The 13,941-nt window shown below is 73.7% G+C and carries 13 protein-coding genes; 6 read left to right on the forward strand and 7 right to left on the reverse strand.

Annotated features, from left to right (window positions below):
• Nucleotides 1-60: 60 nt before the first annotated feature.
• From KUM40_RS05450 to KUM40_RS05465, 4 genes are all read right to left on the reverse strand, one after another.
• Nucleotides 61-1,227, reverse strand: coding sequence for an aminopeptidase P family protein (locus KUM40_RS05450; RefSeq protein WP_217163380.1), 1,167 nt, complete (start codon nucleotides 1,225-1,227; stop codon nucleotides 61-63).
• A gap of 130 nt (nucleotides 1,228-1,357) precedes the next feature.
• Complete coding sequence (locus KUM40_RS05455; RefSeq protein WP_217163382.1) at nucleotides 1,358-1,729, reverse strand: DUF6479 family protein; 372 nt, start codon at nucleotides 1,727-1,729, stop codon at nucleotides 1,358-1,360.
• 110 nt (nucleotides 1,730-1,839) lie between these two features.
• Nucleotides 1,840-2,724 carry a serine hydrolase gene (locus KUM40_RS05460; protein WP_217163385.1) on the reverse strand — a complete coding sequence of 295 codons (885 nt, stop codon included), beginning with the start codon at nucleotides 2,722-2,724 and terminating at the stop codon, nucleotides 1,840-1,842.
• A gap of 250 nt (nucleotides 2,725-2,974) precedes the next feature.
• Complete coding sequence (locus KUM40_RS05465; RefSeq protein ID WP_217163386.1) at nucleotides 2,975-3,937, reverse strand: LysR family transcriptional regulator; 963 nt, start codon at nucleotides 3,935-3,937, stop codon at nucleotides 2,975-2,977.
• Between the two features lie 85 nt (nucleotides 3,938-4,022).
• Here KUM40_RS05465 and KUM40_RS05470 point away from each other — a divergent pair, with 85 nt between their 5' ends.
• Nucleotides 4,023-5,090, forward strand: coding sequence for a PHB depolymerase family esterase (locus KUM40_RS05470; protein ID WP_217163388.1), 1,068 nt, complete (start codon nucleotides 4,023-4,025; stop codon nucleotides 5,088-5,090).
• Between the two features lie 22 nt (nucleotides 5,091-5,112).
• Complete coding sequence (locus KUM40_RS05475) at nucleotides 5,113-6,747, forward strand: penicillin-binding transpeptidase domain-containing protein (RefSeq protein ID WP_217163391.1); 1,635 nt, start codon at nucleotides 5,113-5,115, stop codon at nucleotides 6,745-6,747.
• Nucleotides 6,748-6,793: 46 nt separating this feature from the next.
• Here the strand turns inward: KUM40_RS05475 and KUM40_RS05480 are convergent, their stop codons facing one another.
• Nucleotides 6,794-7,939 (reverse strand): cytochrome P450, encoded by a 1,146-nt coding sequence (locus KUM40_RS05480; RefSeq protein ID WP_217163393.1) that lies wholly within the window; start codon nucleotides 7,937-7,939, stop codon nucleotides 6,794-6,796.
• A gap of 117 nt (nucleotides 7,940-8,056) precedes the next feature.
• Here KUM40_RS05480 and KUM40_RS05485 point away from each other — a divergent pair, with 117 nt between their 5' ends.
• Entirely contained in the window at nucleotides 8,057-8,794 is a 738-nt protein-coding gene (locus tag KUM40_RS05485) for a TetR/AcrR family transcriptional regulator (RefSeq protein WP_217163395.1), read from the forward strand.
• Nucleotides 8,795-8,806: 12 nt separating this feature from the next.
• Here KUM40_RS05485 and KUM40_RS05490 read toward each other — a convergent pair whose 3' ends face one another.
• Both KUM40_RS05490 and KUM40_RS05495 read right to left on the reverse strand, forming a co-directional pair.
• Nucleotides 8,807-9,097: a twin-arginine translocase TatA/TatE family subunit gene (locus KUM40_RS05490; protein ID WP_217163396.1), complete on the reverse strand. Its 291-nt coding sequence runs from the start codon at nucleotides 9,095-9,097 to the stop codon at nucleotides 8,807-8,809.
• An 88-nt stretch (nucleotides 9,098-9,185) separates the two neighbouring features.
• The gene (locus KUM40_RS05495; RefSeq protein WP_217163398.1) at nucleotides 9,186-9,641 is read right to left on the reverse strand and encodes a tellurite resistance TerB family protein; all 456 of its coding nucleotides are present in this window, start codon (nucleotides 9,639-9,641) and stop codon (nucleotides 9,186-9,188) included.
• Between the two features lie 315 nt (nucleotides 9,642-9,956).
• Here KUM40_RS05495 and KUM40_RS05500 point away from each other — a divergent pair, with 315 nt between their 5' ends.
• The 3 genes from KUM40_RS05500 to KUM40_RS05510 all read left to right on the forward strand — a co-directional run bounded on the left by KUM40_RS05500 (nucleotide 9,957) and on the right by KUM40_RS05510 (nucleotide 13,927).
• Nucleotides 9,957-11,306: a hemolysin family protein gene (locus tag KUM40_RS05500; protein WP_217163401.1), complete on the forward strand. Its 1,350-nt coding sequence runs from the start codon at nucleotides 9,957-9,959 to the stop codon at nucleotides 11,304-11,306.
• On the forward strand, nucleotides 11,303-12,325 hold the full coding sequence (locus KUM40_RS05505) for a hemolysin family protein (protein WP_217163403.1): 1,023 nt from the start codon (nucleotides 11,303-11,305) through the stop codon (nucleotides 12,323-12,325). The genes KUM40_RS05500 and KUM40_RS05505 overlap by 4 nt, the downstream gene beginning before the upstream one ends.
• Nucleotides 12,326-12,475: 150 nt before the next feature.
• Complete coding sequence (locus tag KUM40_RS05510; protein WP_217163405.1) at nucleotides 12,476-13,927, forward strand: MFS transporter; 1,452 nt, start codon at nucleotides 12,476-12,478, stop codon at nucleotides 13,925-13,927.
• The last annotated feature ends 14 nt before the right edge of the window (nucleotides 13,928-13,941 follow it).

A 13,941-nucleotide genomic window follows, 5' to 3' on the forward strand; every position in this document is an offset into this window, starting at 1 on the left:
CGGCCGCGAGCGAGTTTCGTCCGGTCCGGCACGGTCCGGCCCCCCGGCCCCCCGGTCCGCTCAGTGCACGATCACCAGTTCGTGCGAGGTGGTGTTGAGCCGCCGGCCCCCGTCCTCCGTGCAGGTCACGACGTCCTCGATACGGACGCCGAAGCGGTCGGGCAGGCGGATGCCGGGCTCGATGGAGAAGCACATGCCCGGTTCGAGCGGCTGCTCCTCGCCCTCCACCAGGTAGGGCGGCTCGTGGGTGGTGACGCCGACGCCGTGGCCGGTGCGGTGCGCGACGTGCCCGGCGTGGCCTGCCTCCTCGATCACGGCGCGGGCCGCCCGGTCGACCTCCTGGCAGGACACCCCGGGCCGCACCGCCCCGAAGGCCGCCCGCTGCGCGGCACGGACGGTCTCGTGGACCCGGCGCTCCTCGTCCGTCGGCGCCCCGACGTGGACGGTGCGGGCGGTGTCGGAGCCGTAGCCGTCCCTGAGCCCGCCGAAGTCCAGGACGACCATGTCGCCGTCCCCGATGACCCGGTCGCCGGGCCGGTGGCGCGGGTCGGCGCCGTGGGGTCCGGAGCCGACCACCGTGCAGTCGACCCGGCTGTGGCCGTGCTCGCGCAGCAGTCTGCCCAGGTCGGCGGCCAGTTCGCGTTCGCTGCGCCCGCCGAAGCGCAGTCCCAGGATCTCCTCGTACGCGGCGTCCGCCGCCGCGGCCGCGGCCGCCAGCCGGGCCACCTCGTGCTCGTCCTTCACCGCGCGCCGCATGGGCAGTACGGCGGACAGCGGCTGGAAGGCGGCCAGCGGCAGGGACTTCTGGAGGCGGAGCAGGTGCAGTGCCCAGGTCGCGTCGGAGACGGCGTACCGGCCGTGCGGGCGCAGCAGTCCGGCCGCCGCGGCGTAGGGGTCCTGGCCCTCCCACCAGTCGGAGACGCGTAGCGCGCTCGCGCCGGGTGCGGTCTCGGCGTTCGGTCGGTCGAGCGTCGGTACCAGCAGCCGGGGCTGGGAGGTGGCGGCGAGGACGAGGAGGGTGAGGCGTTCGGCGGCGGCGGTGGGCCGGTAGCCGCACAGCCAGACCAGGTCGGTGCCTGGGGTGACCAGTACACCGGCGAGCCCGAGAGCGGCGGCCTCGTACGCGGTCCGGTCCATGCGGGCCGCGTAGACCTCGTCCGTGAAGGCGGCGGGGTCGGGGGTGCCGTCGCCCGTGCCGTCGCCGGTGCCTGCGCCGGGGTCGCCCATCACCGTCAGCGGCGCACCGCGCGTGCGGGCCTTCCGGTACCGGTCATGTCTTCGCCTCCAAGGACCTGGTGGGGCACTTGTGGGCCGGAGGGCGTGCGCACGCCCTCCGGTGTACCGCCGTACGGGCGGCTCAGACGCGCCCCGGTCCGCCGCTGCCGAAGGATCCGCTCGACCCCGGCAGCCAGCGGCGGCGCTTCTGGTCGTCGCCGCGGCGGCTGCCCGAGTGGTGGAGCTCGTAGGGCATGAGCCGTGGGCTTCCGTTCTCGTTCAGCGGGATCTCGTCGGGTTCGCGCATCTCCCGCTCCTCGCGGACGGCGCCGCCGTCCGGGAGGTGGGGCTGTTCGTCGGCACGGGGGCGGTCGGGTTCGCGGTCCATGACCCGCATGCCCATGCGTACGGCCCAGATCAACGCGCCGGCGATCACCAGCCCGAGGATGAAGACCACCGTCACCTTGAGCGCGCCCGAGGGCGCGGCCAGCAGTACATACGTTGCCGTACTCATGTTCTGATTATGTACCCCCAAATGCCGGAAAGCGCCCGATATGGCTTAGTGATCTTCTCCGGCTGGTGCCCGGTCACGTGCCCGGTCACGTGCCCGGTCACGGTGCTCGGTCACGGTGCCCGCAGGGCGTCCACCGCGATCCGGGCCGCGGTGCCGATCACCGCGTCCGCCGCCGGGAGTACCGCCGCGGTGTGGGCGGTGCGGGTGAAGACGGCCACGGCGTAGCGGCCGCCGTCGGGGTACTCGACGACGCCGACCTCGTTGCGCAGGGTCGGCAGGCTGCCGGTCTTCCCGGCCACGTGCACGTCGTCGAAGGGGAAGCCCGAGGCCAGGCGGTGCGGCCACACCTGGAGGCCCATGATGCGGCGCGCGGCGGCCCCGTACTCGGGCGGGCAGGCCTCGTCGCGCCACAGGGCGGCGAGCAGGCGGGTCATGTCCCGCGGGGTGCTGTGGTTGGTGCGGGCCGGGTCCAGGGCGCGCAGCCGGGTGATGACGTGCGGGTCGGCCAGGGCCTGGGCGCCGTCGGGTCCGGCGTCCTCGCGCATGGTGCCCAGCATCTCGGCGAAGCCGTACACCGCCCGGGTCCGGGCGAGGCCGAGCCGGGCCGTGGTGCGGTTGACGGCGTCCAGACCGACCCGGCCGAGCAGCAGGTCGGCGGCGGTGTTGTCGCTGACGGACATCATCAGGTACGCGGCGTCGCGCAGCGACAGCCGGACCGGGTCGAGCATGGCCGCGAGCCCCGTGGGCCCCGGGGTGCGTCCGGCGGGCGGGCACTCGACCTGCTCGGTGAGGTCCAGCACCCCGGCCGCCGCCTGTTCGTGCAGCGTGACGAGCACGCACAGCTTGTGGACACTGGCCGTGCACACCGGCCGGTCCGCCCCGGCGGCGATCTGTGCCCCCGAGTCGATGTCCACGGCGTGCAGCCACCCGGTGACCCCGGCGTCGGCGAAGGCCGCGTCCAGACGGGCGGCGGTGGCGGTGGCGGTGTCGGTCATGACCGGAACTCCGACTCCGAATCGGACCCCGACTCCGATGCCGATGTCGATGCCGACTCCGGTGCCGGGCGAGGGCTCACCGGCCGAGCGGCTGCCGCGACGCACACGCCGGCCCGGGCACGCGCTTCCCGCAGTGCGCCGTCGAGCGCGCGACAAGCGGGTCGTGGTCGGGTGAGGGACGCCGGGGGACGGCGGTGGATGCCGACGGCGGCGGGCCGCACCGGTCGGTGGCCGAAGGTGGCGGTGTCGGTCAAAGCCAGTACTCCGATGCCGGGCGAAGGTGCAGTGGCCGGGCGGGTGCCTCGGAGTGCGCGTCGGCCGTGGTGCGCAGGGCGTGCGTGGCCGCGTCCGCGAAGGCGCCGACGGCCGCGTCGCCGCGCCCCTTGGGCCACGCCGCGGAGTGCCGCCAGGTCGGCGGGGCCCCCGCCAGCGGGCGCCAGACCAGGTCCTGGTCGCCGGGGGTCACGAGCCGGGTGTCGCGGGGGCCGAGGGCGACGGCCCCGGACGACAGCACCAGGCCGCGTACGAAGCCGGCGCCCTGGCCGTGCCGTACGGCGGCGGGCGTGTAGCCGCCCCGGGCGCAGGCGGTGAGCAGGTCGTCGTAGACCGCGGGGGCGTCGTCGCGCGGGAAGAGCACCAGGTCGTAGCCGGTGAGGGCGGCGAGCGGCACCTCCGTCCGCTCCGCCTGCGGGGCGCCGCGCGGCAGCAGGACGCCGAGGTCGCGGCGCAGCACCGGGCCCAGCTCCAGGCCGGTGACGTCGCACGGGTGGTGGATGAGGCCGACGTCCAGCTCGTGGGCGGCGAAACCGGCGAGCTGCTGGGCGGTGGTCAGCTCGTGCAGCTCCAGCTCGAGACCGGCGTGGCGGCGCCGGAAGTCCGCCAGCAGGGCGGCGACGGTCTCGCCGGAGATGTCGGGGGACACGGCGGCGCGCAGCAGGCCGCTCTCGCCGTCCCGGACGCGGCGCGCGGCGGTCCGCAACGACTCGGCGCGGGCCAGCAGTTCACGGGCCTCGGTGAGCAGCAGCGTGCCCGCCTCGGTGATCGTCACCTGGCGGCTGGTGCGCTCGAAGAGCCGGACGCCCAACTCCTCCTCCAGTCGCCGGATGCGCTGCGACAGGGGTGGCTGGGCCATGCCGAGACGGGTGGCGGCACGTCCGAAGTGTGACTCTTCTGCAACAGCCACAAAGCACTCCAGGTGCCGCACCAGGTCCACGAGCAGTAATCATATCGGGGATTGATCGATCCGACATCCATATGAATCTTGGACAGGGGCCTGGCGGGGTTGCTCTCCTCGGGGCATGCGCTCCTTCCGTGACCTCGCGCTCCGCACCCGCACCCGCGCCCGAGCCCGCGCCCGGTGGCCCGGCGCCCTCGCCCTCGGCCTCGCCCTCGTGCTCCCCCTGGCCGGCTGCGCCACCGACGCCGACCGCCCGGACGCGGCGCCACCGGCGAGCGGCTCCGCCAGCGGCACGGCGGCTTCGTCTCCGTCTCCGTCTCCGTCTCCGGAGGTCCGCGCACAGCTTCGCGTGGACGGCCGCACCCGCCAGTACCTCCTGCACCGGCCCGCCGCCGCCGCCGCCGCCGTCGCCGACGACGGCCCGAGGCCCCTCGTCATCGCCTTCCACGGCCGCGGCGCCGACGCCGAAGAACTGCGCGAGAAGACCCGGCTGGAGAAGGCGGCAGCCGCGCGCGGCATGCTGGTCGCCTTCCCCGAGGGCCTCGACCACGGCTGGGGAGCAGGGACCCGGGCGACGGAGCAGCGCCCGGACGCCGACCTGGACGTGCGGTTCACCGAGGAGCTGATCAGGCACCTGGTCCGCACCGAGCGGGCCGACCCCGGGCGGGTCTACGTCGCCGGCTTCTCCAACGGCGGCTCGATGGCCCTGCGCATGGCCGCCGAGCGTCCCGGCCTGCTGGCGGGCGCGGCCTCGGTCTCCGGTCAACTGCCCTCCGGGGACGCCGCGGTGACGCCCACGGGTCCCGTCCCCGTCATGGTCGTCTACGGCGCCGACGACCCCGTACGGCCCCTTGCGGGACTGCCCTCCCCGCCACCGGACCCCGAGGAGCCGATCCTGCCGACTCTGTCGGCCCGGGAGACCGCGGAGGCCTTCGCGGCCGTCGGCGGCGCGGGCGACCCGGTGACGAAGGGCGAGAAGGGCTACGACCGCACGGTCTGGCGCCTGAAGGCCGCCCAGGACGAACCGGCCGCCACCGTGCAGCTCCTCGTCGCCGACGACGCCGGCCACACCTGGCCCGGTTCGACCGTTCCGCCGCCCGAGGGATTCGGCCCCGTCAGCAAGGCCCTGAACGCCACCGACACGATCCTCGACTTCCTCACCGGCTCCGGCCCCAACCACAGCCGCTGACCCGACCCGACAAGGACCTTCCATGCCCGACAGCCCATACGTCACCTCTCCTCGCCGCCGCAGGCCCCGCAACGGTGTGCGGGCCGTCGCCGCCGTGGGCGTCGTCCTCGTGATCGCCGCGGGCGGCTCGTACGCCGCCGGGTTCGGCCCCTTCGCGCGCGGCGACGACGGACCCGACCCCGCCGCGATGAAACAGGCGCGCGCGTTCCTCGCCGACTGGGCCGCGGGCCGGCTGCCGAGCGCGGCCGGCCGCACCACCAGCCCCGACAAGGCGCAGGAGGTGCTGCAGAGCTTCACCGCCGGACTCGACATCGACGAACCGAAACTGACGGCCGGGGAGGGGGCGAAGGAGGCCGAGGACGGCACGCTCGGCGTCCCCTTCACCGCCCGGATGCCCGTCACCGGCCTGGGCACCTGGACGTACGAGTCGCGGCTGCCGTTGCGCGAACAGGACGACGGCGGCTGGAAGGTGGACTGGCGGCTGTCCCTGGTGCACCCGCGGCTGACCGACACGGAGAAGTTCCGGCTGGAACGTGAGGAGACGACCCCGCCGAAGGTCACGGACCGCGCCGGGACCTCCCTCTCGGGCGGCGAGTACCCGTCCCTGACCCCCCTGCTGGACCGGCTCGCGGGCAGCCGGGGCGGCGGTCCGCGCGGTGCGGTCGAGCTGATCGACCGCACCAGCGGCGAGACCGTGCGCACCGAGGCGTCCTTCGGCAAGAAGCCCGACCCGGCGAAGACCGACGAACCCGTACGCACCACCCTGGACGCCACCTGGCAGTCCGCCGCCGAGAAGGCCCTGGCCGAGGCCGACGGCAAGAACGCCGCCCTCGTCGCCCTGCGCGTCGACAACGGCGAGGTCCTCGCCCTCGCCAACTCCCCCTCCTCCGGCTTCAACCGTGCCGCCTCCGGCACCTACGCGCCCGGCTCCACCTGGAAGATCGTCACCAGCAGCGCCCTGCTGCTCAAGGGCGCGGTCGAGCCCGACGACGTCGTGGACTGCCCCAAGTACCTGACGGTCGGCAAGGAGTTCCACAACGTCGAGACCTCCGAGTACCCCGGCGCCACCTTCCGCAAGGACTTCACCGCGTCCTGCAACACCGCGTTCATCAGCCTGCGCGGCAAGCTCGACGACGGGGAGCTGGGCAAGGTCGCCCGCACCTACTTCGGGGTCGGCCAGGAGTGGCACATCGGCATCCCGACGTACGACGGCTCGGTGCCGGCGCCCAAGGACGAGACGGAGAAGGCGGCGTCGATGATCGGGCAGGGCCGGGTCCAGGCGAACCCGCTGATCATGGCGTCCGTGACGGCGACCGCGGTGTCCGGCGAGTTCCACCAGCCGTCCGTCACCGCGGGCAACGAGGACAAGACGCGCACCGAGCCGCTTCCCGGCAAGGTCGTCAGCCAGTTGCGCGAGCTGATGCGGGCCACCGTCACCGACGGCACCGCGCACGTCCTGGCCGACCTGCCCGGCGAGGTCGGCGCGAAGACCGGCACCGCCGAGGTCTCCGACGACCAGGACAACAACGGCTGGCTGGTCGCGCACCGCGGCAACGTCGCCGTCGCGGTCGTCGTCGAGGAGGGCGTCACCGGCGGTGGCTCGGCGGGCCCGATCGTGCACAGCCTGCTGTCCGCCGTACCGCAGGATCCCTCCTGACACCGGCCGCCACCTCCTGACACCGGCCGTCGCGCCGCCCTCCGTCTCAGCCGAGGCGCACCGGCAGTTCCGCCAGGCCCCGAAGGAGGGTGCTGGTCCGCCAGGTGAGCGTCGCCGGGTCGGCGGCGAGGGCGAGCGCGGGGTGCCGTTCGAGGAGCAGCCGTACGGCGACGGCGGCCTCGACGCGGGCCAGCGGGGCGCCGAGGCAGTGGTGGAGGCCGTGGCCGAAACCGAGGTGGCCGCGCGCCCGGCGGCCGATGTCGAAGCGGTCGGGGTCGGGGTCGGGGAAGTGGCCGGGGTCGCGGGAGGCGGCGGCGAGGGAGACGAGCACCGACTCGCCGGCCTCGATCCGGGTGCCCGCCAGCTCCAGCGGCTCGGCCGCGAAGCGGAACGCGGAGGAATGGACGGGGGAGTTGTACCGCAGCGACTCCTCCACGGCGTTCTCGGTCAGGTCCGGGTCGGCGCGCAGGCGGGCGAGCTGGTCGGGGTGGGTGAGGAGGCTGTGCACGGTGGCGGAGATCAGGTTGACGGTCGTCTCGTGTCCGGCGACGAGGATGAGGAAGGCCATGCCGAGCAGTTCCTCGGCGGTGAGGACGCCGTTGTCCTCGGCGGCGACCAGGTCGCTGAGCAGCGTGTCGTCCGGGGTGCGGCGCTTGTGGTCGGTGAGGTCGGTGAGGTAGCCGGTGAGGCCGGCGGCAGCCGAGGCCGCCGTCTCGGGCGAGGTGGGCATGACCAGCTCGTTCGACCAGGTGTGGAAGCCGCCGCGGTCGGCCTCCGGGATGCCCAGCAGTTCGCAGATCACCGTGACCGGCAGCGGCAGCGCGTACCGGTCGACGAGGTCCGCCGTGCCCGTTCGCGGCAGCGCGTCCAGCAGGTCGCCCGCGACGCGTTCGACCCGGGGGCGCAGGGCGGTGATCCGGCCCGGTGTGAAGTGCCCGGCGACCAGAGCGCGCAGCCGGGTGTGGAGCGGCGGGTCGCTCTGGAGCATGTTGTGGCCGATGGCGTGCCCGCCGTCGCCGTGCCAGGACGCGGAGTGCCGGATGTCGTTGCTCAGCCGCGGGTCGGTGAGCGCGGCCCGCGCCGCGTCGCGCGTCACGACCAGCCGGCTCTCCCCGCTGCCCGGCACGTGCACCCGGTGCACGGCGCCTTCCGCGCGCAGGGCGGCCAGTTCCTCGAGGGTGGGCGCGGTCATGGGGCCTCCCGGGTGTCGGCGGCTGAAGTGGGGAGTACTCCCCGTTTACGGCGACGATAGCATCGGCACGGAAAGCGCGGGGAGCACTCCCCGGTTCGTACGGCCCGGAGGGTGAGGATGACCGTCGGCGCACGCGACGGAGCGCCCCGGCAGCGACGCGACGCGCGGCGCAACCGGGAGTTGTTGCTGGAGGCGGCCCACGAGGTGTTCACCGAGCACGGTCTTGACGCGCCGCTCGACGTGATCGCGCGCCGGGCGGGGGTCGGCAACGCGACGCTCTACCGCCACTTCCCCACCCGCGCCGCGCTCGTGGACGCCGTGTTCCGCGACTCGCTGACGGGCACGATGGACGCCGGTGAGCGGGCCAGGCGGGCGTCGGACGCGTGGGCGGGCCTCACCGCCTATCTGGAGGTCGTCTTCGGCACGCTGGCCGCCGACCGCGGCTCCAACGACCTCATGACCACCCGTCTGCGGGGCGTCGACAGCCTGGAGGCCGTGCACGAGCACAACCGCCGGACCGTGGACTCGCTGCTGCGCCGCTGCCGCGACGAGGGCACCGTCCGCGCCGACGTCACCACCGAGGACGTACTGTTCGGGCTCGCCGCGCTCGGGCGTGCCGTACCGGCGCTGACCGCCGCGACCGCCGCGACCGCTGCGACCGCTGCGGACGTGCCGGACGCCGCGACCGTGCCGGACGCCTGGCGGCGCCCGCTCGCCCTGTTCCTGGGCGGCCTGCGCACCGCACCCGCCCCGCCCCTGCCGGCGGCGCCGCTCACCGCCGCGCAACTCGGCGAGGTCCTGCGCGAGCTGGGCCCGCACCGCACCCGCGCCAGTGACCGCGAGCCCGACGCGTGAGGCGGGAGGCGCTCAGCCCTGGGGCGTGCTCTGGGTGCCGGTGCCGGTGCCGGTGCCGGTCTCGGTTCCGGTGCCGGTCTCGGTGCCGGTCTCGGTCTCGTTTCCGGGGTCCGCGCGCTTGACCGTCTCCCCTTGGATGACCCGTGGCGTCCCCGGTTCGTCCGCGTCCTTCGCCGCGCGGGCCTCGGCCTTGAGGATGCGGGCCGACTTGCCCGCCGAGCGGGTCAGCTCGGGGAGCTTCCTGGCGGCGAGGACGACCGCGACGATGATGAGAATGATCGCGAGCTCGCTCAGTCCGAACACGGCGCTCCCCTGGTGGACGTACGGTGCGGGCCCGCGGCACGGGCCCACACACGGAATCTACGGCATGGCATGTCCGGGGGCCGAGGTGTCAGAGGTCGAACTCGTGCGGCGGCAGGTCCAGGGCGTAGCAGGCCTCGCGGACCACGGCCCGCTCGTCCTTGTCGAAGTCCCCGTCGGCGCCGCCGATCACGATGCCGATCTGCACCACGGCCCGTGCCTCGGCGGGCTTCTTCTTCGCCTTGGCGATCTCCTGGAGGATGCCGACCTTGCCGAAGGCGAAGTCGGCGGTCAGCTTGTCCAGGTTGTCCTCGAACCGGCGGCGCAGGTCGTCGGCGGGGAAGTTCGCCAGCACCTCGTTGGTCGAGATGAGCTGCGCGACCCGCTGCCGCTCCGAGGGGTCGACGGTTCCGTCGGCGGCGGCGACCAGCGCGCACATCGCCATGCTCGCGTCGCGGAAGGCGCCGCTCTTGAGGTCGTTCTTCTTCGACACGAGCTGCGTCTGCATCTGCGACGCGGACTCCTTGAAGCGGTCCCACAGGGCCATGAGAACTCCGTACGGGTCGGGAGAGGTGAATATCTACAGTGATGTAGAAGTTATCAGCCCTCGTCGTCGCCGGAGCCGCGGGAACAACCGGAACCACCGGGCCGTTCTCTACACACGAGTAGAAGCGCGGGCGTCCGTAGACTCCCGATCTCTTTGCTCGACCTTTACTATGTGAGGGAAACCTCGGGCGGCCGGCGACGGCCCCCACCACCCCGTTAAGGAGTCCCGTTCCGTAATGGAGCCTCCCAGTACCGGCCGTGCCACGGTCGGCCCGCCAGTGCCCCTGTATGCGCGTGAGGGAAGCGGGGTGGCACGGTGACCGAGGTCCTGCTGCTCCTGCTGGCCCTCCTGCTCACCCTGGCCTGCGCGCTCTTCGTCGCGGCCGAGTTCTCCCTCACCACCGTCGAGCGCGGTGACCTGGAGCGGGCCGCCGAGTCCGGTGAGCGCGGCGCCGACGGCGCCCTGAGGGCCGTACGGTCCCTGACTCTCCAGCTCTCCGGCGCCCAGCTCGGCATCACCGTGACCTCGCTGGTCATCGGCATGCTGGCCGAGCCGTCGATCTCCGTGCTGCTGCGCGGCCCGCTGACGGCGATCGGCCTGGGCGGTGCCGCCCCGACGGTGGCGACCGTGCTCGGCGTGGTCCTGTCGACCGTCGTCCTGATGGTCGTCGGCGAGCTGGTCCCCAAGAACTGGGCGATCTCCCGCCCGCTGGCCGTCGCGAAGGTCGTCGCGGGCCCGCAGCGCGGCTTCACCACCGCGTTCGGCCCCTTCATCCGGCACCTGAACAACACGGCGAACCGGTTCGTGCGCCGCTTCGGCCTGGAACCGGCCGAGGAGCTGGCCTCCGCCCGCAGCGCCGAGGAACTGGTCGCCCTGGCCCAGCACTCGGCCGCCGAGGGCGCCCTGGAGGCGGACTCGGCGGAGCTGTTCGTGCGCACCCTGCACCTGAGCGAGCTGACCGCGGAGAACGTCATGACCCCGCGCGTGGACGTCAAGGCCCTGGAGGCCCACGCCACCGCCGCCGACGCCGCGAACCTCTCGCACGCCACCGGCCTGTCCCGCTTCCCGGTCTACCGGGACAGCCTGGACGAGGTCATCGGCACCGTGCACATCCGCGACGTCCTGGCCCTGGAGCCGGACCGCCGCCGGACGACCGCGGTCACCGACCTGGCCACCGCGCCCCTCCTCGTGCCGGACAGCCTGCCCGCCGACCGTCTCCTGGAGCGCATGCGCCGCACCCGCACCATGGCCGTCGTCATCGACGAGTACGGCGGTACGGCGGGCGTCGCGACCGTCGAGGACATCGTGGAAGAGGTCGTCGGCGAGGTCCGCGACGAGCACGACCCGGTCGAGATACCGGACCTGCTGCCCGCCCCCGCCGAGTCGGACGGCCGCGCCGCCTGGGAGGCCGACGGCTCGCTGCGCCTGGACCACCTGGAGCGCATCGGCCTGACCGCGCCGGACGGGCCGTACGAGACCCTGGCCGGACTGGTCGCCACCCACCTGGCGCGCATCCCCGCCAAGGGCGACGTCATCGACCTGGACGGCTGGCGCCTCGACGTCCTCGACGTCGAGCACCACCGCGCCGACCGCCTTCGCGTCACCGCGCCCGCGCAGGCCGTGTCGGCCGCGTCGGCCGACCGGGAGCCGGAGGCGGCCCGATGACCGTCGTACAGCTTTTCATCGGCGCCCTGACGCTGCTGACCAACGCGTTCTTCGTGGGCGGCGAGTTCGCCCTGATCTCCGTACGCCGCAGCCAGATCGAGCCGCGTGCCAAGGAGGGCGACAAGCGGGCCCGGATGACCCTGTGGGGTCTGGAGCACCTGTCGGCCATGATGGCGACGGCCCAGCTCGGCATCACCGTCTCCTCGCTGGTGCTCGGCGCGGTCGCGGAGCCGGCCATCGCGCACCTGATGGAGCCGGTGTTCGAGGCGGTCCACATGCCGCACGCACTGGTCCACCCGATCGCCTTCGCGATCGCCCTGGCCCTCGCCACCTACCTGCACATGCTGATCGGCGAGATGATCCCGAAGAACATCGCGCTGGCCGCCCCGGCGACCACCGCGCTGCTCCTCGCCCCGCCGCTGGTCGCCCTCACCCGGGCCCTGAAGCCGGTCGTCTTCGGCATCAATGCCTTCGCCAACACGCTCCTCAAGCTGCTGCGGGTGGAGCCGAAGAACGAGGTCGAGGCCGTTTTCACCGACGACCAGTTGGCCCGCATGGTGGTCGACGCCAGCGAGGCCGGACTGCTCACCCCGGCCGACGGCGAGCGCCTGCGCGACGCGCTCGAGCTGGGCACCCGCCCGGTCGGCGAGATCCTGGTCCCGGCCCAGAAGATGCGCACGGTCGCCCACACCGTCACCCCGGCGGAGCTGGAACGCATGGCCGCCGACGCGGGCTACTCCCGCTTCCCGGTCACCGGCCCCGGCGGCACCGTGCTCGGCTACCTGCACATCAAGGACACCCTGGGCCTCACCGACCGCGAGAGCCCCTTCCCGCGCACGGCCCTGCACCGGGTCACCCGCGTCCGCATCGACACCCCGCTCGACGACACCCTCACCGCCCTGCGCACCGAGGACAGCCACCTCGCCGCGGTCACCGGCGAGACGGGCGCGGTCCTGGGCTTCGTGACGATGGAGGACGTCCTGACGGAACTGGTGGGACCGACCTCACCGGTCGCCTAGGCCGATTCACCGATTCGCCGATTCGCCGATTCCGCCGGGACGCCTACCGCGTTCCGGCGGAATTCCGGGCCGCCACACCTGCGTGCTCCCTGTTCACCGCCGCGCGGGTGATAGTCGTCGGGGATGTGACGGCCGGTGAAGGGAGCGGAGATGGACGCCGGCAGTTCCGGGCACGTGCGGCACCTGCCACGGCGAGGTGCGTCGGCCGTGCTGCTCGCCGCCACGTTCATGGGCATCCTCGACGTGCTGATCGTCAATGTCGCCGCCCCCTCCATCCAGCGTGATCTGCGGGCGGGATTCTCCGACATCCAGTTGGTGATCAGCGGATACGTGCTGGCCTACGCCGTCGGCCTGACCACCGGAGGGCGGCTGGGCGGCGCCTACGGGCACAAGCGCGTCTTCATCACCGGCCTGCTGTCATTCGCGGCGATGTCGACGGCGTGCGCGCTGGCACCGAACGTCGACGTACTGGTCGTCCTGCGCATCGGCCAGGGGCTGGCCGCGGCCCTGATGCTCCCCCAGGTCCTCGCACTGATCCAGACCGTCTTCCCGCCGGAGGAACGCCCCCGGGCCCTGGCCCGCTACGGCGCGACCATGGGACTGGGCGCGATCGCCGGGCAGCTCCTCGGCGGGCTGCTGCTCAACCTCGACGTCCTCGGCCTGGGCTGGCGTTCCGTGTTCCTGGTCAACGTGCCGGTCGGCCTGGTCGCCGCGGCCTGCGCCGCCGTCCTCCTCCCGGCGTCCCGGCCCGGACCGCGCCGCCAACTCGACGTTCCCGGCCTGGTGCTGACCGCGATCGCCATGACGCTGCTCATCTACCCGCTCATCCGGGGCCAGGCGGGCGGCTGGCCCCTGTGGATCTGGCCGTCGTTCGCGGGCTCGGCGCTGGCGCTGGCCGCGCTGTGGCGCGTGGAGCAGAGATGCGCGCGGTCCGGCGGCTCGCCTCTCCTGCAACCCTCCCTCCTGCGCAAGCGCGGCTTCAGCCTGGGCCTGGCCGTCGTCGTCGCCTTCTACAGCGGCAACTACGGACTGTTCCTGCTCCTCGCCTACGTCTTCCAAGAGGGCATGCACCTGTCGCCGCTCGCCTCGGGCACGGCCTTCCTGCCGCTCGGCATCGGGTTCGCCGCCGCATCGATGGCGGGCCGGAAACTGGTCGCCCGGCACGGCAGGAACGTGCTCGTCGCAGGCGCCGCGGCCATGGCGGCCGGCTACCTCCTCCTCATCGTCACCCTGCTGCCCGGCCCCGCGTCGCCCGCGCCCCTCGCGGCACTCGCCATGGCTCCGGCGCTGCTCGTCGCCGGCGCGGGCGGGGGGATCGTCGCGGCCCCCCTGGTCGGCAGCATCCTCGCCACCGTCCCCGAGCAGGACGCCGGCGCGGGATCCGCCGTCCTGCTCACCGTCAACCAGGCGGCCATCTCCCTGGGCGTCGCCGTCTTCGGCACCCTCTTCGTCGCCCTGCTCGGAGCCGACCCGCAGGACGCGTCGGCGTCCATGTCGGTCACCGACTTCACGCAGGCGCTGATCGGCTGCTCCTGGTTCCTGATCGCCCTCGCGCTGATCACCGGCCTCCTCCTCCGACGCCTGCCGCGACGAGCGGGGTGAGCCGGGCGCCCGTC

Source organism: Streptomyces sp. AC512_CC834, assembly GCF_019049325.1.
In the GTDB taxonomy this organism is placed as follows: Bacteria; Actinomycetota; Actinomycetes; order Streptomycetales; family Streptomycetaceae; genus Streptomyces.